Below are 20,614 nucleotides of genomic sequence, written 5' to 3'. Positions count from 1 at the left end.
AAGTGACTGGCACCGTAGTGGCATCACCGGGTGAAGGGCAGAGTTTTGAAATTCAGGCAACCGCTATCAAAGTGGTCGGTTGGGTTGATGATCCCGATACTTATCCAATGGCGGCAAAACGTCACAGTATCGAATACTTGCGCGAAGTCGCACACTTGCGTCCGCGGACTAACCTGATCGGTGCAGTGGCTCGTGTTCGCCATACTTTGGCACAAGCTATTCACCGTTTCTTCGATGAGAACGGTTACTTTTGGGTTTCAACACCGCTGATCACGGCATCTGATACTGAAGGTGCGGGTGAAATGTTCCGTGTATCGACGTTGGATCTGGAAAACTTGCCACGTACTGATACCGGTGCGGTCGATTTCAGTGAAGATTTCTTCGGTAAAGAAGCTTTCCTGACAGTATCCGGTCAGCTAAATGGGGAAACCTACGCCAGCGCGTTATCCAAGGTTTACACTTTCGGCCCAACTTTCCGTGCAGAAAACTCCAATACTAGTCGTCATCTGGCCGAATTCTGGATGGTAGAACCCGAAGTGGCCTTTGCATCATTAGATGATGTCGCCGGTTTAGCCGAAAAAATGCTGAAATACGTCTTCCAGGCGGTGTTGAATGAACGTGCCGATGACATGAAGTTCTTCGCCGAGCGCGTCGATAAAGATGCGGTTGATCGCTTAGAGCGTTTTGTGACTTCAGATTTTGCCCAAGTTGATTACACCGATGCCATTGCAATTCTGCTGGCCTCAGGCCAGAAGTTTGAAAACGATGTCTCTTGGGGCATAGATTTGTCTTCAGAGCATGAACGTTATTTGGCTGAGAAGCACTTTAAAGCGCCGGTAGTGGTCAAAAACTACCCGAAAGATATCAAAGCATTCTACATGCGTATGAATGAAGATGGTAAAACCGTGGCTGCGATGGATGTTCTCGCCCCGGGCATTGGTGAAATTATCGGTGGTTCACAACGTGAAGAACGTTTAGATGTGCTGGATGCGCGTCTGGCAGAAATGGGCCTCAATAAAGAAGATTATTGGTGGTATCGTGATCTGCGTCGCTATGGCACTGTGCCACACTCAGGTTTTGGCCTTGGATTTGAGCGTTTGATCTCATATGTAACTGGGGTTCAAAACGTAAGGGATGTTATTCCATTCCCACGGACACCGAGAAATGCCAGTTTCTAAGTTTGTCATTTAGAAAAAAATATTTTTTGTATAAATAAAAGCCAGCCAAGCTGGCTTTTATCATTTTTTAAAGTTCGATCTAAGTCACAAAGTTCCCTGATATTTACATTTAGTAACACATAGTATCCCAATGAAACATATTCAGGTAATTGGTAGCATTTTCGGTCTGGATTATAACCCTCGTGAATGGAACACTGCGTTCAGACACAGACGACACCAAACTCTCAACAATAGTTCCAAAAAAATTATTGGCGGCAGTGGCAGGTGTCCGAATAACACCAATGAGGGTAATAATAATGATGAAGCGCAATATTCTTGCAGTAGTAATCCCAGCACTGTTAGTAGCTGGCGCAGCTAATGCTGCAGAAATCTACAACAAAGACGGCAACAAACTTGACCTGTACGGTAAAGTTGACGCGCGTCACCAGTTCTCTGATAACGCTGGCCAAGACGGTGACAAGTCTTACGTTCGTTTCGGCTTCAAAGGTGAAACCCAAATTACTGACCAACTGACCGGTTACGGCCAGTGGGAATACAACGTTCAAGCGAACAATTCTGAAGGTAGCGACGCACAAGATGGCAACGCAACTCGTCTGGGCTTTGCTGGTCTGAAATTTGCTGAATTCGGTTCATTCGACTACGGCCGTAACTACGGCGTAATCTATGACGTCAACGCATGGACTGATATGCTGCCAGTGTTCGGTGGTGATTCAATCTCCAACTCTGACAACTTCATGACTGGCCGTTCTACTGGTCTGGCAACTTACCGTAACACCAACTTCTTCGGTCTGGTTGACGGCCTGAACTTTGCCCTGCAATACCAAGGCAAAAATGACCGTGCTAATGTAAAAGAAGCTAATGGTGACGGCTTTGGTATCTCTTCTACTTATGATATCGGCTACGGCGTGAACTTCGGTGCTGGCTTCTCTTCTGCAAACCGTACTACAGAGCAGAAAGAAGGCACAGCTCCTGGCGATAAAGCTCAGGCATGGAACGTTGGTGCTAAATACGACGCTAACAACGTATACTTGGCTGTAATGTATGCTGAAACTCAGAACCTGACTCCATACGGTAGTACTGCTTTGGCACCAAATGCCATTGCAAACAAAACCCGTGACCTGGAAATCACTGCACAATACCAATTCGACTTCGGTCTGCGTCCATCTTTAGGCTACGTTCAGTCGAAAGGGAAAGATCTGGATAACGCGAGTGGCGACAACCATGACCTGTTGAAATATGTTTCTGTTGGTTCTTACTACTACTTCAACAAAAACATGTCTACCTATGTTGATTACAAAATCAACTTGCTGGACGAAGACGAGTTCACTCGTAATAACGGTCTGAATACCGACAACGTTGTTGGTGTTGGCTTGGTTTACCAGTTCTAAGTCAAACTTAACTCGGCAGTTTATCTGCTGACGTAAGTTAAAAAAAGACAGGGCCTCGGCTCTGTCTTTTTGTTTTTATCCTTGCCTAATATAGGGATATTGCGCTGTTGAATGCGCTATTTCGCCGATTTTTCACCCCGAATTCCCCCGCCTCACAACATTCATTTCTTTTTATCGCAAACGGTTGGCAAAGACCGCAACTGGCGCTACCCTGAGGGTTCTGTTTGCTTAACGCTAAGCCATGGAAGCCTCTGACATGTTTGAAAAAATCACTGCTGCACCTGCGGACCCTATTCTGGGCCTGACCGATATTTTCCGCGCGGATGACCGCCCTCATAAAATTAACCTGGGTATTGGTGTCTACAAAGACGAAACCGGGAAAACGCCGGTGCTGACCAGCGTAAAGAAAGCTGAGCAGTATTTGCTGGAAAATGAAGTCACCAAAAACTATTTGGGTATTGATGGCCTGCCGGTTTTCGCCAGCTGTACTCAGGAATTGCTGTTCGGTGCCGATAGCGCAATTATTGCAGATAAACGTGCACGCACTGCTCAAACACCTGGTGGTACGGGTGGCCTGCGTATCGCGGCCGATTTTATCGCCCATCAGACCAGCGCCAAACGTGTCTGGGTCAGTAATCCAAGCTGGCCAAATCATAAAAACATCTTCGCTGCTGCTGGCTTGGAAGTGGTTGAATATGCCTATTATGATGCCGCTAACCATGCACTGGACTTCGATGGGCTCTTAAATAGCCTGTCAGAAGCCCAAGCAGGTGATGTCGTGTTGTTCCATGGCTGCTGCCATAACCCTACGGGAATTGACCCAACAGAAGCACAGTGGAGCCAATTAGCTGAACTATCAGTCGCTAATGGTTGGTTGCCACTGTTTGACTTTGCTTATCAAGGTTTTGCCAAAGGGTTGGAAGAAGATGCCCAGGGCTTGCGCATTTTTGCCGCGAAGCATCAAGAACTGATCGTTTGCAGCTCTTACTCCAAAAACTTCGGTCTGTACAATGAACGTGTTGGCGCTTGTACCGTTGTTGCCGCAAACAGCGAAGTAGCTGATATCGCATTTAGCCAAGTTAAAGCGGTTATCCGTGCTAACTATTCCAACCCACCCGCTCACGGTGCGTCAGTGGTTGCGACCATTCTGAGTAACCCAGCGCTGCGGGCTATTTGGGAACAAGAACTGACTGATATGCGCCAACGCATTCATCGTATGCGCCAGTTGTTTGTTAACACCTTGCAAGAAAAAGGTGCTAAGCAAGATTTCAGCTTTATCATCAACCAGAATGGTATGTTCTCATTCAGTGGCCTGACCAAAGAGCAAGTGCTACGTCTGCGCAATGAGTTCGCCGTTTATGCAGTGAATTCTGGCCGTGTTAACGTGGCCGGTATGACGCCAGATAATATGGCGCCATTGTGCGAAGCTATTGTTGCGGTGCTCTAACTAAGTCACCGTGACTGACCATAAAAAGGGTGCCTAAGGCGCCCTTTTATTTTATCCACTTGCTGACCATTTTAATGGAACAAATACTTGGCAAATTGGGTCATTGGCATAGGTCGCCCATACATATACCCTTGCAGGTAATCCACATTGTGGGCCTGTAAATAATGCATTTGAGTTTCATTTTCGACTCCCTCGGCAATAGTTTGCAGCCCCAGCCGAGTCGCAAGATCAATAACATTTCCTACGATATGGCTCGACAAAGCATCTGATCCAATCATACCGACGAAACTTTGGTCAATCTTGAGGAAATCGACTTTAAACTTCTGCAAATAAGTCAGGCTAGAATGGCCCGTACCAAAGTCATCAATCGCGATAAAGACACCTAAGGCATGAAGTTCAGCAAATAATTTATCTGTTATCGCATCGGCAACAATCAATTTCCGCTCGGTTAATTCCAGCGTAATGTTAATTTTATTCCCACCAAAAGCCTGAATAAAATTACGGCAGTCATCCACCAGACTGAGATCACGACAATGATTGGCGCTAATATTAAAGCCGAAGTGAAAACCTTCAGGTAATTGATTCACGTAAGGCGCAAATTTTGCGCTGACTTGTTGCATAATAGCACGAGTCATCGGCACGATAAGTTCACTGTCTTCCGCCATCGGAATAAAGTGATTCGGCTGAATTAACCCCTGCGTCGGGTGTTGCCAGCGCATGAGAACTTCACAACCAATCCAACATTGCTCCTTACCACTGACGATCGGCTGCATATAAGGAATAAATTCGTTATTGTCTAATGCCTGTTTTAATATCTGAGTCGGCGATGCTGCCCTTCCAGATAACCAGAAGACAAGTGCAGCTGACCCAACACTGATTAATATAAAGAAAATTAAGTTGCTTCGGGCATATTGCCACGCGTAAGCCAAATATTGTTGATTAGACAGGTTCGTACTTAAGGAGTAAGCATACTTCTCTGAGGCCAGGTATAGCGGTTCTCCGCCATTCGGCGGGTGGCCAGAGTGCACTTTCCCGGCCGCATCCATCCATTGATCACCAACTCTGAGTTGTAACTCGATATCGCTACTCAATAAATTAAGAATACTACGCAGATAATAGCCATCAACAGCGACCAGAATACTGTAATCGCCTCGAGCATGTCGGTAAACCATCAAAGCGCGATCAGGTGTCACATCATTACCTGACATTAACTCTAATTGCCCACCAACAAACACATCTAAATCAAAAGGGGTAGAAAGTGGGCCATATATTGACGAGCAATAAATGTTACTGCCTTTGGTCAACGAAACAGAACGCACATCCGGTATTAAGACAACTTGATCCCGTAAGTTCTGCACCACTTGTAAACAAGGTTTTCCTAATCCTGTTTCTACTTGAGTAGCAGCATGCTGTAAATTACTAAATATTTGGTCGAATCGTTCCCTGCCTTGTAATAACTTAGCCTCCGCCACCTGATGCATATTGGCTTTTGTTTGTGCATAAATCATGACCGCACCCAACAGCAGAAATAACAATAATACCATAGAGGAAAAACAGAGCCGGGACAGGAACTTATTCAGTCTGAAACGACGAAGTGGCATAGTGGATTCCATTGAAAGGCGCTCGTATTCTTACGAACTCAAAACGGCAGTAAAAATCCTGCCGGGTCAATATCATTTATATCTTTTTATCCGTTGCGTCTTATCAATATCACAGAGGCCAATTTTATAGGCTGAACGCAACCATTATGTTTGTAGTCTCCATAAATAGCTGATTATGAGTTCACAAAATGCTTTGACAATGATTAAATATAATATAAAAAAGGCACCTCGCGGTGCCTTCCTTGTGACTTAATGCTGTCTAATGCCAGATGCTTATGACTCAAAGTTGTCATTCTCACCAAACAGCGGGCTCTTCACGTATAAACGGATTAGTCTGCCGTTCATGCCCGAGTGTTGACATCGGGCCATGGCCTGGAATAAACGTCATATCGTCACCCAAAGGTAACAATTTGGTCCGAATAGAATGAATCAATTGCTGATGGTCGCCACGCGGAAAATCACTGCGCCCAACACCACCATTAAAAATAACATCCCCGACTAATGCCAAACGATCTTTTTTATCGATAAAGACAATATGCCCCGGAGTGTGTCCTGGGCAATGCAATACTGCTAGTTCGATTGCGCCTACAGTGATTTTATCCCCTTCTTCCAGCCAACGAGTTGGCGTGAAGGCCTCACATTCACTCAACCCGAACATTCTGCTTTGAGCGGGTAGCCCCTCCAGCCAGAAGGTATCTTCTTTTTCTGGCCCATAAATAGGCACCTGAAAATGTGCGGCTAATTCAGCAGCGGCCCCCACATGATCCAAATGACCGTGGGTTAATAAAATCTGGCTAACCTTAATATCGTGATGAGCAACTTCTGCAATGATCTTGGCAGCGTCACCACCTGGGTCAACAAGGGCGGCCTGCCCTGTTTCTTCGCACCAGATAAGTGTGCAATTTTGGCTAAAGGCCGTCACTGGAATAATTTGATATTTCATAAAGCTCCAACCCCAGTGCCTTGGGCATAGATTCAAAGCACTGGCATAAAAATACGTATTACCAGGTTCGTGTTGGCCCAGTATCAATATGCACAAAATTACTGCGAGGGTAATATCCTACACCACCTGCGCGCATTTTTAATGCCGCTTTACGGACATTACTCAATTGAATACCTTCAATATGGAAATCCATCGCCCGCCCTTGCGTGTGAAAACTGTGTTTGGCCACACCACGGCTCCGTTCGCGCAGCTCATTATTCGTATCAAGCGAGCGGTAACCCGAAATCAGCTGTACCGGTTTAGTTGTACCGAGGAGGCCTTGCAGACGGTATAGCTGGTCAAAGAGGCGTGGATCGATGGTTTTGACTTTATTGGCCCGATAATCGCGGAATAAATGATTTAAACGGGAGAGTTCATCTTTGTTATAACTTCTGCCGTCAAAAAACTCGGCTTTTATAGACTCACCTGTATTCAGGTTATTCAGGGTCAAGATGCGTGGGCGAGGGGTAGAAAGGGTAGCAAATGCTTGCCCTGGGAGCAGCGACATCCCGAGTGCTACCCCGCCTAACGCTAGCCATTTACGGCGATAATTATCAATTTTATCCATGATCTCTGTTAATACTCGGCAAAAATGTCAAAAGTAAGCACTGCCCCCTTATTACTTGAAGCTGCAACTATGTTGGCCGCAACCCCAATGACTTTGGGTATCTATGTGCCGTCCCGAACCTTAACCGCCTACGGAGAGCCAGTCAACCCATATGCAGTTCGCATTCACTGTGCGTTTAGTCCAGGTTTATAGGACGCTCACTGAGGAGCGCCCATAAGACAACCCAGTATTGAGACCATTAGTTATTGAGTTTTACTGCATTTATTGCAGCAAAAGCTCGGCTTGATGGGAGATTTGTGAACCTGATCTCACCGTCAGATCATAATTGTAAATATCTGTTCTAAACTGCGGTTTACCGTCATCAGCCACCCATGCCGTCAGGTAATAGAGTTGTACCGGGACCCGTTGGCGGATGTTGACATAAGTCGTATCGCCTTGTTTCAAGGTCGAGGATACCCGAGCATCATTCCAGCCTGCATCCTGCAACAGCATATTGGCTAAATCAGAGGCTTTATTTACCCGAACACAACCTGAGCTCAGCGCACGAATATCTTTCTGGAACAAGCCATGGTTTGGCGTGTCATGCAGATAGATAGCATCAGAACTTGGCATATTGAACTTGAACCGCCCCAAGGAGTTGCTGGCACCTGGTGCCTGGCGCAAGCGGTATGGGAAATTGTTCGGTGAAATCATACTCCAGTCAATCATCGAAGGGTCGACGACTTCGGCATCATTGCTCCAACCGGACAATACGGTATAACCATGGCGCTGGAAATAGCTGGCGTCATAACGCGCTTTTGGCACGATATCCTGACGCACCAGAGAGGTCGGCACGTTCCACGGCGGGTTCACCACCACATTATTCAGCGCACTACTCATTAAGGGTGTTTTACGGCTTGGGCGACCCACAATCACTCGGGATGAAAGCACCTCTGCACCATTTTTATAATAATTCAGCGAATAGTTTGGGATGTTAACCATGATGCCGTTATCCACCCGCCCCGGCAAAATGCGCAAGCGCTGAATATTCAATGCCAACAGTGTCGCCCGTGTTTGTGGAGAAACATTCAACCATTCACGCGTCCGGGCACCGATAACGCCATCATCACTCAGCCCATGCCAGCGCTGGAAACGTTTGACGGCTTCCATGAGCTCTGGCGTGTAGACATTGTCAGTCACTGTCGCCGTCACAGGGGCAGAGGGTGGAGCAACCGCGCCACCGGTAACCGGTGTATCTGCAATCGGTGCTGCTGATGGGCTCACCACCAAACTGTGGGCCTGGGCGCGGGTTTTCTCTTCATCGACAGAAAGGTCATCATTCACCACCGCTACCGCCGGATTATCAACCGGGATAACTTCTGGCGTTTGTACCGGTGGCGACGCGATCGGATGCAACATGCCGGTTCTGTCAAGAATCTCCCGCAGAGCAGGAATATCGTCACTGAGTTGGCCAGGTCGTAAGCTCGGGCCATTGGCCATTTGCGGCCATGGACGGCGGTCTGCCAGTAGTGCTTTCAGTGCTTCATGCATTTTTTCATATTGAGGATGCTGAGGAGCCAATGACGCCAGGTAGGGTGCTGTGGTTCCCTCATGCACGGCTTGCTGCCAACGATTTAGGATAGTAGCAGGTGGCATTGCCATCTTGTACGGCACGTTGCTGTATAGCCAGACACTGCCATTAGCACCAACGCCTGAGATAAAGTGCAAATAGCCCAGCATCGCATCGGACAGAATAACGTCGCGCGCCAAGCCGGTAATGGCCGGATCACTGAGCCATTTCACCCATTGCATAAATTGTGGTTGGATACCGGAAAGTGCCACTTCCGCTAATTGTTGCTGGAAATGTTGAACCGCCGCCCGGTCTTGCCACATAGGCTGCATATGATTTGCGGCATAGAGCACCGCCAATTCAGAAGAATAGAATGGCGTGACGTTTTTCGGTAGCACTGCTAATAATTGAGATTGGCTTTGTGCCACCGACATGCTCTGCGGCAATGGCGTCTGCGCTGAAGACGCATCTACCGGCATGACAGGCGCTGTGGCTGCTACTGTAGCCGGTACAATAAATATGGGCATCACACTACAAATCAAAGCGCAATATAATGCTAATACGCGTTGCGGATTTCTTTTCTCTACCGACATTCTATGCCCCCGGTATGCTTATCAAAGTACGTCATAGTTTGTCGTTACCCTTCGTCCCTGAAGTCGCAGCATGTTAGCGGCTCTGTTACCCGAATGATTAACGGGTATCAGCTCAGCACTTTTCATTCGTTGACTGCAACACCACCCTCTTTGGGTATTAAGATTATTATACAAAAAGAAATGCGACTGATTGCCTAATAATCTAAATTTAGCCATTTACGTTACGCTAACAGATTTTCTCTGGTTATAAAATATAACCCTCAAATGTCGCAACAAATAAAAATGGCCGCCAGGCGACCATTTAAGAGAATTAATTATTATGACGTTCTTATTGAACAATAATTAACCATTCCGTCATTGCTCAACAGGTATCGATGGCAATGTGGGTATTTCATTTGCAAAACCACGCAGACCCACCACGTGTACATGCTCATGATTTTGGAAGACTTTTCGCACCAGCTTATAGGTAGTCCCTTTCTCTGGGCTGATATTTTCTGGCGCGGCAATAATTAATTGCATTTCTAGCCGCTCACACAGCTCAAATAATGTTGCGATGGATTTCGCATCCAAACGCGCAGCTTCATCGAGGAACAGCAAGCGGCACGGCGAAATATCTTTACCGCGTAAACGGCGCGACTCTTCTTCCCAGCTCTGTACCACCATCACCAGAATAGACATACCGGTACCGATAGCCTCACCGGTAGAAAGTGCGCCACTCTCGGCACGTAGCCAGCCATCTGCACCCCGGTTAACTTCAACTTCCAGCTCTAAATAGTTACGGTAATCAAGTAACTCTTCACCAATGGTTTGCGGCAAACGCTGGCCCATATCCATTTGTGGGTTCAGGCGCTGATACAGTTTTGCCAGCGCTTCCGAGAAGGTCAGGCGGTTACTGTTGAACAAGTCCTGATGCTGCTCTTGCTGCTCAGACAGCACATCAAGCAAGGTCGCATGGGCTTCACGCACATTCACATTCAGCCGTACACTCTTAACCTGGCCGAATGACACCGCTTGCAAGCCCTGATTCAGCATACGAATCCGGTTCTGCTCGCGCTGAATGGTTTTACGAATGATATTCGACACACTTTTCGAGCTGATAGCCAGTTTCTGTTCGCGGGCGGTCAATTCTTCGGTCAAACGGCCCAGTTCAATCTCCATTTGCTCAATGGCTTCAACTGGGTCATCAGTGCGGATAATATCCTGACGGATACGCTCACGCAGATGCTGATACACCGCAATATAGAACTGGATTTTGCGCTCAGGCCGTTTGGGATCTTCAGACATACGCAGCACATCGCGCAAATGCTCATTATCCGCGACCGCCAGACGCAATGCCCCCAGCGCCTTATCCGACATAGAACGCAGCTCATCGCCATCCATATAGGCCAGCTCTCGGCGATGTAAACGGCGCTCAACACCATTATCTTTCACCATGCGCATCACCGCACACCAACCCGCTTTCGCATTAACGACCTGCTCACGAATCTGGTGATAATCCCGCTCCAGTTTACGCAGTTTCTTCTGCAAACTGTCCATCTCGGCTTCACAGAAGGTCAGTTGTTTTTCCAACTGATTACGGCGCGAACGGTTAGTGCTTAGTGCGGCATGCAGTTCATCACGACGGGTACGGGCACGGGCTTCGGCATTAGCATCGGCCTGAACACCAATATCCACCAGCTCCTGACTCAACTCCTTGAGCATGTCACGTTTGGCATCATATGAACTTTTCAGTGACGCCAGCACTTGATTGTATTGAGTAAACTGCGCCTGATATTGACGTAACTGCTCACGGGCACGGGTGCGCTCCGCTTCTGCCTGTTCCAGGCGCTGACGCAGTTTATCATTGAGATCAGAGTTTTCAGTCAACATGCCCGCAGAGTCGGTATAACCAAAGTGCGCGCGGCGCTGCACCACTTCAATTAAGGCGAATGCTTGCTGCTTGGCCTGACGCTGGCTGTTCTGCGCCTGCGTATAGTTTTCTTTTAACTGCTCATGTTGCTGCGGATCGCTTTGCAATACCGCCAACAGCGGTTCAAGTTTAGTCAGGGACGCGCCGTGTTTCTGGATATGGCGCGCCGCTTCTTGTGCCTCTGTCAGCTCTTCGGTGATTTCTTCAACACGATCAGTCAGGGTGTCATCAAGCAGCAATGAAACTAGCGGGATCAAACGGTTAAGGGATGAAATACCCTCTTTGGCTTGCTCGAACTGCTGACGTTGTTGCTGATTTCTTTCTTCATGCGCGTTCAGAGCGCGTTCGATTTCGCCACGGCGGGTATTCAGCAACCGAATCTCAGCTTCTGGATCAGAGTCAAATGCCACGCCGAGATGCGAACCAATAAACCGGCTGAATGCCTGATGCAAACGTTGCGTTTTTTGCACATCAAACGACAGCGTCGCATAGCGCTCTGCCAGGCTATCACGCTCTTGATACAGTGCTTCTAGCCGATTTTCACGAGCCGCACGGCCAAACAATGGCACTTCGGGATAGCGCGAATAACGCCATTGGCGATCGGCAATTTTCACCACTACCGCTTTTTCAAGTTCGTCGACAGCAAAAACACTGTCATCAAATGACTGTGGGTCCCCTTCGATGAGATACAAATCTTCCGGGCAATCTTCCAACCCTGCCAATTGGTCGCGCACCAATGACAAATCAGGCACCACGATACCGTGGCGAGACGGGCCATACAGCGCGGAGAAGTATGGCGCATCATCAAGAGTGACATCGTCGTAAATCTCGGATAACAGCACGCCACCAAAACGCTCGGCCAACGCAATCATCCGTGAATCTTCAGCACCACTTGGCTGGCTCAGGCGCTCAATCTGCGCATCGATAGCCCGTTTGGTTGCCGCCACTTCGTCACGCTCGACCGTAGTTTCGCGCTCGCGCTCCAGCAACAGCTGCATATATTCCGTCACTTGACGGCTGTCTTCCAGCGCTTCACCGCTCTGCTCACTCAGTTGGCTCAGGGCATCTTGTGCCGCCAGCCAAACCGGAGCCCGCGCCGTCAATTCCTGAATTTTGAGCTTAATTTGCTCGAGTTCCTGACGCATTTCCATGCGCCGCTCACCGGCATCACTGACACTGAGAGAAAGCTCTTCAACTGTTGATTCCAACTCACGTTGCAGCTCTTCCAGCTCTTCCGGTTGATAGGTTTGCCCCTGACGTTTGCAGAACTCTTGCAACAAGCGCTCGGCATCTTGCTGCGCGCGTAAACGCTGCTCCAGCTCGGACAAACGCATGCGCAATGGCTGAACGCGTTCGGCCAAATGTTGCTGCGACGGCCAATCACGCAATAATTCGCGGGCAGTTTGCCAGGCCTCGCTGCGACTAACCTGACCGGCAACAGCCACCACCAACTGATAGGCTTGCTCAAATTGGCTGTGTGCGGCATCAGCCACACTCAGCTTTTGCTCAAGTTGCAATAGCGCCTCGGTGGCTTCCTGCTCTTTGGCCTGGAAAGTCTCCAGCCAATCTTCGGCGTTATCCGCCGTTAGTTCAGGTAACTGGCACAGCGCACGAGCACGTTCCAATGCTTGTAATGCTTGCTGATACTGAATGGCACGGGTCTGCTGAACATCCAGCGCTTGCTGATAATCAGCCAACTGGCTTTTCAGCTCATCCACTTCCAACTCAGCGGCTTCGGCACGAGCTTCGTTATCAGCCTGCTGTTCGCTGGCCTCCGCGACAACTTCATTTTGCTCTTCCAGCCGGTAAGTCAGCTCTTCCAAATCACTTTGGTAGCGCTCGATTTTTTCCTGCTGGCGCATCGCAGTTTGCACCAGACTCAAGTGGTCGCTGGCGGCCTGATAATCAGTTTCGAGATCAGACTCAGCCCCACTTTGCTCCGCCAGCTCACGAGACATCTCGACATGGCGATACTGCTCGGTCACCAGTTGTTTGCGGCTGGCCAGCAACTCACGCCGCAATACCAAAGCGCCGTCCAGATGAATGCGCCGCTCATTGGCATGGCGCATATAGTCAGCGGCAACGTAGGAGGTCGCTTCGGAAATCAGATGCTTAAACAGGTCACGGTCGGACTGAGTAACACGTATAGCCTCAAGGGTCATACGGTTTTCGCGTAACGCCGCTTCCATATCCTGGAAAGCTTTACGTACCCCGCTGTTTTCTGGCAATAAATAGTCGCGCAGCGAGCGAGTAATCGCGCTGGAAATACCGCCGTACAATGAGGCTTCAATCAAACGATAGAACTTGCTGCGGTCAGCAGAAGAGCGCAGACGTTTTGGAATCACCCCCAAATCAAACATCAGTGAGTGGTAATCGGTGATGGAGTTAAATTGCTTAAACTGCACCCCTTCCATGGCTTCAACACTTTCTTTCAACTCTTGCAGTGACAACACGCGCGCCTGGCGCTCACCGACAACTTCAGTGAGGATCTGTGTGGGTTGAATCGCCGTCGGAAGGCCTTGAATGGTAAAAGGTTTTATATCAACTTTGCGGTCACGCCCTGCGACTTGTTGCAGGCGTACCCCGACAATCACCCGCTGATGGCGGGAGTTGACCACATCTAACGTGGAGTAACACACGCCAGCGCGCAATTTACCGTGCAAACCTTTATCACGAGAGCCGCTGGTAGCACCGGCTTCGGTGGTGTTACGAAAGTGCAGCAAGGTCAAGTCTGGGATCAATGCAGTGACAAAAGCCGCCATAGTGGTGGATTTACCCGCACCATTCCCCCCTGATAAGGTGGTGACCAGCTCATCAAGATCGAAGGTTCGGGCAAAGAAACCATTCCAGTTAACCAAGGTCAGTGAGCGAAATTTACCGCGTTCAATCATTCCTGTTCATCCTCTGCACTGTCCGTTGCATTACCCATGGTGATGTCGCTTTCATCGCTTTCATCATGGAGTGACAGACTATTTTCGACCGCCATGGCTTCACCATCGCGGATCATACGCAACTGAGCTTCACGTGGATCATCGCCACTGCGTACATCAGCACCGAAACGGAATACGGCTTCAGTGATGCGAAACTTGCTACTGTCATTGCCCATAAAGTAAATCATGCCCAAACGACGCAGCCGATTAAGTGACGTTCGTACTTTTTCCTGTAACTTCTGCTTATCTAAATCCGAGCCGGTTGAGCGCTGATTAACGAACTTCAGCAATTTGCTCTCATCGGCCAGGCTCAGCAGCTCTTCGTACAACTCGTGTTGGGCAAAAATACCTTCATGAGCCAGACGTTCCGGGCTGAGATACAGATAACAAAGAATTTTGCCCACCATCATATCCAACTCAGATAACACCGAGCGCGGGATAAGAGTGGTAGAACGTGGCCGCAAATAGAAGAAACCTTCCGGTGCACGAATTAACTCCACGTTATAGCGGGTATAGAACTCTTCTAATTGTTCCTGAAAATCCATCAGGAAAGCATGATTATCCAGCTCATCAATACCGATATGACGGCCTGCACGCAACTGGCTATCCAGTGCCGGAAACAATGAGTTGGCCAATGCCTGAGCCAGCTTAACCGGCATTACTACTTCAATATTTGTTGATGACATGTGCCTGCACCTTGGCTCCGTAATCATTGATTGCCAGCCATTCAGCGGGTAATCCTGAGAAATCGGCTTCGGCCACACCAAGGCGAACTGCCTGGTCGACCAGGATACGAGCCACGTCAAAATGACGAGCACGCGGATATTGCGCGAGGTAATCGCGCATAACTTCCCCCAGATTAAGCGGCAGTTTTTGCTGTTGATATACCAGCAGTGCCTGTTCAATCATGGCGGCCAACTGCTCACGGATGGCATTAAATTCTTCAAATTCCAGATCCGGTGGCAGTTCCCCGGTGACCTCTTCACTACGCAACGACAACTCTTCATCGCGCATATCCAGCAAGCGATCTGCATTGGCGTAGGTTAAAGTCCAAGGGTTATCAAAATAATTCTGCACTGACTGGCGTAAACGCTGGGCGAATACCCGGTTTTTATCCATATCAATCGCAGTACGGATAAACTTATGCACATGACGGTCATAGCCAATCCACAGATCAATCGCCTGCTGGCCCCAACTGATAATACGGTCAAGTTTACTTTGTAAATCAAAGACTAACTTATCAACCAGATCCAAGCCCGCATTACCGATAGTCGCTTCTTGAATACGCAATAAATTCGCCTGAAGCTTATCCCCTGCCGCTTCCAGCGTATCTTGCAACTCACGCAGTGTGCCGGAGGTTTCTGACAACAGCATTTCACAGCTGGCAATGGCGGCACGCCAATCTTGATTCAGCAGCGCCGCAATATCTTCTTTGACGCTATGCTGCTGCTCATCCATCAAGCGCTGTGTCATATCGATGCTGTCAAAGATTTCAGCAACTGAATATTTAAGTGGGGCAAAGACGTTACGATGCCAGTGGAATTCGTCACCGCCCTCTTCTGCTGCTTCTGCTGCCCGTTGCAGCTCTTGTGCCACAATCGATAACTGCATCGACAGCCGCAGAGTGGAAAACTCGCGCTGACGAATATAATAATCTGTAATGCCAATGCCTAATGGAGTCAGGCGATAAATAGCATTGCCATCGGCCATTTCACTGGTAAAGCGATTAAGCAAACGCTGGCGCACCATATCATTGATGGCGTTATTAGCACGCACTGCCACGGTTTCTGTGGTCTGTTCAAAACCTTTGCTGACGTGACGAAATGCATCAACCAACTCGCCTTCGCTCATTTCGCCGTCCAGCCGCTCACCGTTTAAGGTAGCAATAGCCATAAGAAAGGCCAGACGCTCTGTAGGCAGAGTAATCGAAAAATCATTTTTCCGCGCCCAGGCGACCAGTTCGGGTACTGTCTGGGAAAATTCACTCATAATGGGTCCTTCAGATTCGGCTTAAACGCCATAACATGCACGTAGCGCCCTAAACTGATAAAGGGCTCCTGCCGGCAATAGCGCTGTTCCAACGCCAATAATTCAGCAAACTCATCGACTTGTTGCTGTTTATTTTTCATATAATCGTGAAACACCCGCACTCCCGTCTTACCGCTAATGGATAAACCCATTTGCTCAAGCCAACCATATACCGTCGGGGGATCTAAAGGGTACTGCGGTGATAACGAGCGCTGCCGACGCCTTTTAACGCCCGGTATCGCCAACTGAAAGTTACCCAATACCGCATTACGCATCACCAACCCATTGGCATTGAAAAACATTAACGATAACGCGCCACCTGGGTTTAACGCATTAAAAAGTATTTGCAGAACTTGTTGTGGCTCTGCAATCCATTCTAAAACCGCATGGAACAATATCAGATCAACGGGCTGTGCTAAATGTTGGGTGATGTCCTGAGCCGCACTTTGTACAAATTGCATGTTGTGGCTCACACCTTTTTCTTCAGCCGCAACTTTCGCACGCTGGATCATCTCGGCAGACAGGTCACATAATAGAACCTGATGGCCCAATGCCGCCAATTGACAAGCCATATGCCCTTCACCACCACCTGCATCTAAAATCCGTAACGGGCGTTGCGGCAACTGCGCTAACAGCCCGGTGATATCTTGCCACACCACCGCCTGACGGATCATTCCCTTCGTCGTGCCGTAGATATTGCGCGAGAACTTCTCGGCAATATCATCGAAATTGCGATCCTGCATGGACAATTGCTCCGCTATAACTATTGATTTGCCGCTCTTGCTTGATAGAGACTCGCAAATCAATGGCTACAGCAAAAAGAATGACTACCAACCTGCTATTTTGGCACAGCCTGACTTAGAATAAATCTTCTTGACCCGTAATCATCGCCAAATGCCGTTTTTTCAGCCAAAAGGTCCCTGTTTTTATGCTTTTTACCCTAAAAAAGTTTGTCAGCGGCTTATTAATGCCACTGCCCTTTCTGCTTATCGTTATGGGGCTGGCGTTAATCCTATTGTGGTTTACCCGCTGGCAAAAAAGCGGCAAAACGCTTTTCGCACTCAGTTGGCTGGTATTATTGCTTATTAGCCTGCAACCGGTCGCCGATCGCCTGTTATTGCCGCTGGAAAAACAATACGCCACCTATCAGGGAAATGACCCGGTAGATTACATTGTTGTCCTCGGTGGCGGCTACACGTTTAATCCGAATTGGGCGCCAAGCGCTAATTTATTCGCAAATAGTTTGCCGAGGGTAACGGAGGGGATCCGGCTATATCGCTCCCATCCTAACGCCAAAATGGTATTTACTGGCAGTGCGGGTCCGAACAGCCAAAGCAGTGCGAAAACGGCGGCACAGGTAGCGGAAAGTTTAGGGGTTCCGGCGGCAGATATTATTGCATTGGAGCAGCCAAAAGATACGGTTGAAGAAGCGGCAGCAGTGGCAACATTGGTGGGTGATAAACCTTTTTTGTTGGTGACGTCAGCCAGCCATTTACCTCGAGCGATTCAGTTTTTTACAGCCAAAGGGTTACATCCTATTCCGGCCCCGGCCAATCAGTTAGCCATTACTACCCCATTGCACAGCTGGGAGCGCACTATTCCGGCTGCAACCTATTTAGGCCATTCCGAGCGCGCCTGGTATGAAACAATGGGGCTGATATGGCAAAAATTCACGGGCAACAAAAATGATGAATAATTTAGTTCAACCAAGGGAGAAGTTGCTTCGCTGCATTATCGAATAATGTGCGGTCCAGATTACCGGTATGAATAAAACGGGAAACCAGTTCCCACAGGGTATAGAGCCAGCGGCGCGCCACAAAGGATTCCGAAACCGGCGCTTTATTGAGGTAGCGATAAAATAACTGACTTGGCATCCCCTCTTCACTGAGGCGGAATAAATCATACTCCCTTGGAGCCCATAGCATCGGGCCGGGGTTGAGCATCGCCAACAGTTGGTCACTGCGGGGATCTTTGAGCATACTGCGTAAAGTCAAATTGCCGTGAACCAGTACCGAACTGTCGTCAAAACCGGCGAAAAGTCTATTTAGTGATGCCCGAGCACGATAAAGCACCGCCCGATCTTCCAAAGTCATTAGCGGTGAATTCATATTAGACAACGTGGCCCATAGCACTTCAACCCGTTGCTGATACCAACTAAACCAATCATTCTCTTGGGTGCTGTCAACATTGCCGACACAGCCATGGCTATCAATCCGGTGCCAGGCTAATACGCCTTCAACTATCTGATCCATCAACGCATTCCAGCGATCACCTGTCCGAGTGGGCGCCTCTACCGACACGCCACGTAAACGCTCCATCAACAGAATTTCTTTATAAGGGGATTGGTGGGTCATGACTAAACCGTACACCGTCGGCAAGCGGATATCGCCTTCCCGTGAGAGCATTGACAGTTTATAGGCCTCTTGCTGCGCAATCCCCTGACAGACATAACTCTTTGCCAACAATGGGATAGCCTGCCCCTGCTGATTATACATCGCATACAGGTGGGCATAGGGCTGCTCGCTGATGCGTTCAAGGCGGGTAATAGACTCCCCAAGCACGACACTTAACTCAGCTTTCAGCTGTTCCATAAGGCTTTGTCCGATTATCTGACGAAATAGATAATTCATAATGAGATGATGGGCTGAATATTTCCAGAATGCAGATCAAATAACATCCACAATTAAAATCAAACCAGCAGGATCAGAATAGAATGGGATAAAAAGGTAGGAATAATAACGCCAGACCCTATAAGCCTGGCGTAGAAATCTGAACAATAATTATTTATTGAGCATAATGGCTCTAACTCTATCCAAATCTTCTTGAGTATCAACGCCAACTGCGGGTACTGCTTTTGCCACAGCAACGTGAATTTTTTCACCGTACCACAACACTCGCAATTGCTCTAACAGCTCGATTTGCTCAAGTTGACTCGGTGTCCAATTAACATAACGGCGCACAAAACCGGCGCGATAAGCATAAATACCAATATGGCGTAAGAAACAATCACCAATGGTTTCTTTAGACTGCGCAAAACGCTCTCTCTCCCACGGAATAGCGGCGCGCGAGAAATACAGCGCATAGCCTTGTGCATCCATCACCACTTTCACGGCATTAGGGTTAAAAGCTTCTTCGCTGCTTTCGATAGGCACGGCCAATGTTGCCATACCTGCACGACAAGCCGCTAAATTATCAGCAACTTGACGGATAATCACTGGCGGCACCAATGGCTCATCCCCTTGCACATTGACGATAATTTGATCATCGGAAAAACCATAATGCTCAATGACCTCCGCTAAGCGCTCGGTACCGGATTGATGATCGGCCCGGGTCAGACATACTTCACCGCCCGCCGCCTCAACCGCTTTCACCACTTCCGGATGGTCTGTTGCCACAATCACCCGAGAAGCACCTGACTCCAATGCCCGCTCCATCACATGCACCACCATCGGTTTACCCGCAATATCAGCCAGTGGCTTGCCAGGTAGGCGGGTTGAAGCATAACGGGCGGGTATTATAGCAATGAAACTCATGCGTGCTTCTCATCAATGGACAGTGGGCGGGCTTCATTTTCTAACAATACCGGGATGCCATCACGCACCGGGTAAGCCAAATTGTCCGCTTTGCATACCAACTCAAGGTTTTCTTTATTGAAGTACAACTTACCGTTGCAGACAGGACAGGCAACGATTTCGAGTAAACGGTGGTCCATACATCCTCCAGAATGGAGTTTAGCCAGCAGGAAAGTGGTCGAGGATACCATATCCGCTGATGCAGGTTAACTGCTCCGATGCCATCACGCCTATCTGCTATTGATAACAAAGAGTGATGTTAATCAATCTCAAGATAAGTCAATACAACCCGTAGTAGGGGTAATAAATGTTGGTTTTGTTATTGATATGTTGAATTGTGAGGAGTAATATTTTGTGACTGACATCACACAATCATGCACATTGAGTAAAAAATGAAAGTATTCCATAAAATTATTGCGCTGTTTGCTAACTTCAGCAACTAAACCGCAAAAACAAATAGAAGCACCTGCAAAAGGCCCGGCGACAGAAAAAAATGTCGAACAGAGGCCAAAAAACTAACGGCTACCCTTGGGTAGCCGTTTCTTTAGAAGCGATTATCTCACCGCTTACTTAGAAAGCGATCACATCTGCTGCTGACGGCCCGTGAATACTACGATAAGTAGAGAATTCAACGTCCTGCCCTTCACTCAGTGATTTGTTTTTGGTGTTGGCAATGGCTGTCTTGTTGACATACACATCCAAACTACCGTCGTGGGGTGAAATGAAACCGTAGCCTTCGGACTGATTGAACCATTTCACGCGACCCATTTTTAACGTCATAATAAATTTCCTTTTACTGGGCATCCTAACAACTCATTTTTATTTATTGTTTAGATGCAGTTGCCCATCCTAAAGTTTTCTGATTAAAC

16 protein-coding genes are annotated in these 20,614 nt (G+C 48.3%); 4 read left to right on the top strand and 12 right to left on the bottom strand.

Annotated features, from left to right (window positions below; translation table 11 throughout):
• From asnS to ACNSO8_RS13810, 3 genes are all read left to right on the top strand, one after another.
• Window positions 1-1,178 (top strand): asparagine--tRNA ligase (gene asnS / locus ACNSO8_RS13820; RefSeq protein WP_418394960.1); only part of this gene is annotated, 1,178 nt, incomplete at its 5' end.
• A 299-nt stretch (window positions 1,179-1,477) separates the two neighbouring features.
• Window positions 1,478-2,566 (top strand): porin OmpF, encoded by a 1,089-nt coding sequence (gene ompF / locus ACNSO8_RS13815; RefSeq protein ID WP_418394961.1) that lies wholly within the window; start codon window positions 1,478-1,480, stop codon window positions 2,564-2,566.
• A gap of 256 nt (window positions 2,567-2,822) precedes the next feature.
• Window positions 2,823-4,013: an amino acid aminotransferase gene (locus ACNSO8_RS13810; protein WP_418394959.1), complete on the top strand. Its 1,191-nt coding sequence runs from the start codon at window positions 2,823-2,825 to the stop codon at window positions 4,011-4,013.
• Window positions 4,014-4,084: 71 nt separating this feature from the next.
• Here ACNSO8_RS13810 and ACNSO8_RS13805 read toward each other — a convergent pair whose 3' ends face one another.
• The 8 genes from ACNSO8_RS13805 to cmoM all read right to left on the bottom strand — a co-directional run bounded on the left by ACNSO8_RS13805 (window position 4,085) and on the right by cmoM (window position 16,916).
• A complete protein-coding gene (locus tag ACNSO8_RS13805) occupies window positions 4,085-5,614 on the bottom strand; it encodes an EAL domain-containing protein (RefSeq protein ID WP_418394958.1) in 1,530 nt (509 codons plus the stop codon).
• Between the two features lie 295 nt (window positions 5,615-5,909).
• Entirely contained in the window at window positions 5,910-6,557 is a 648-nt protein-coding gene (locus ACNSO8_RS13800) for an MBL fold metallo-hydrolase (protein ID WP_418394957.1), read from the bottom strand.
• Window positions 6,558-6,615: 58 nt separating this feature from the next.
• Complete coding sequence (locus ACNSO8_RS13795; RefSeq protein WP_418394956.1) at window positions 6,616-7,164, bottom strand: DUF882 domain-containing protein; 549 nt, start codon at window positions 7,162-7,164, stop codon at window positions 6,616-6,618.
• 261 nt (window positions 7,165-7,425) lie between these two features.
• On the bottom strand, window positions 7,426-9,306 hold the full coding sequence (gene ldtD, locus ACNSO8_RS13790; RefSeq protein ID WP_418394955.1) for a L,D-transpeptidase: 1,881 nt from the start codon (window positions 9,304-9,306) through the stop codon (window positions 7,426-7,428).
• A 354-nt stretch (window positions 9,307-9,660) separates the two neighbouring features.
• Complete coding sequence (gene mukB, locus ACNSO8_RS13785) at window positions 9,661-14,106, bottom strand: chromosome partition protein MukB (RefSeq protein WP_418394954.1); 4,446 nt, start codon at window positions 14,104-14,106, stop codon at window positions 9,661-9,663.
• Window positions 14,103-14,831 (bottom strand): chromosome partition protein MukE, encoded by a 729-nt coding sequence (gene mukE / locus ACNSO8_RS13780; protein ID WP_032820049.1) that lies wholly within the window; start codon window positions 14,829-14,831, stop codon window positions 14,103-14,105. The genes mukB and mukE overlap by 4 nt, the downstream gene beginning before the upstream one ends.
• The gene (mukF, locus tag ACNSO8_RS13775) at window positions 14,812-16,134 is read right to left on the bottom strand and encodes a chromosome partition protein MukF (protein WP_418394953.1); all 1,323 of its coding nucleotides are present in this window, start codon (window positions 16,132-16,134) and stop codon (window positions 14,812-14,814) included. Before mukF ends, mukE begins: the two co-directional genes overlap by 20 nt.
• Window positions 16,131-16,916, bottom strand: coding sequence for a tRNA uridine 5-oxyacetic acid(34) methyltransferase CmoM (cmoM, locus tag ACNSO8_RS13770; RefSeq protein WP_005159950.1), 786 nt, complete (start codon window positions 16,914-16,916; stop codon window positions 16,131-16,133). Before cmoM ends, mukF begins: the two co-directional genes overlap by 4 nt.
• A 185-nt stretch (window positions 16,917-17,101) precedes the next feature.
• Between cmoM and elyC the strand changes: the two genes are divergently transcribed.
• Window positions 17,102-17,869: an envelope biogenesis factor ElyC gene (elyC, locus tag ACNSO8_RS13765; RefSeq protein WP_418394952.1), complete on the top strand. Its 768-nt coding sequence runs from the start codon at window positions 17,102-17,104 to the stop codon at window positions 17,867-17,869.
• A gap of 1 nt (window position 17,870) precedes the next feature.
• Here elyC and ACNSO8_RS13760 read toward each other — a convergent pair whose 3' ends face one another.
• From ACNSO8_RS13760 to ACNSO8_RS13745, 4 genes are all read right to left on the bottom strand, one after another.
• Window positions 17,871-18,764, bottom strand: a complete 894-nt coding sequence (locus ACNSO8_RS13760; protein ID WP_418394951.1) for a YcbJ family phosphotransferase — start codon at window positions 18,762-18,764, stop codon at window positions 17,871-17,873.
• 189 nt (window positions 18,765-18,953) lie between these two features.
• Window positions 18,954-19,706: a 3-deoxy-manno-octulosonate cytidylyltransferase gene (gene kdsB, locus ACNSO8_RS13755; protein ID WP_418394950.1), complete on the bottom strand. Its 753-nt coding sequence runs from the start codon at window positions 19,704-19,706 to the stop codon at window positions 18,954-18,956.
• Window positions 19,703-19,885: a Trm112 family protein gene (locus ACNSO8_RS13750; RefSeq protein ID WP_004700032.1), complete on the bottom strand. Its 183-nt coding sequence runs from the start codon at window positions 19,883-19,885 to the stop codon at window positions 19,703-19,705. The genes kdsB and ACNSO8_RS13750 overlap by 4 nt, the downstream gene beginning before the upstream one ends.
• 430 nt (window positions 19,886-20,315) lie before the next feature.
• The gene (locus ACNSO8_RS13745; protein ID WP_392434492.1) at window positions 20,316-20,525 is read right to left on the bottom strand and encodes a cold-shock protein; all 210 of its coding nucleotides are present in this window, start codon (window positions 20,523-20,525) and stop codon (window positions 20,316-20,318) included.
• Between the last annotated feature and the right edge of the window lie 89 nt (window positions 20,526-20,614).

It is taken from the genome of Yersinia sp. LJYL362 (assembly GCF_048323875.1).
The sequence above is the reverse complement of the archived record's forward strand: the minus strand, read 5'-3'. Positions and strand labels throughout refer to the sequence as shown.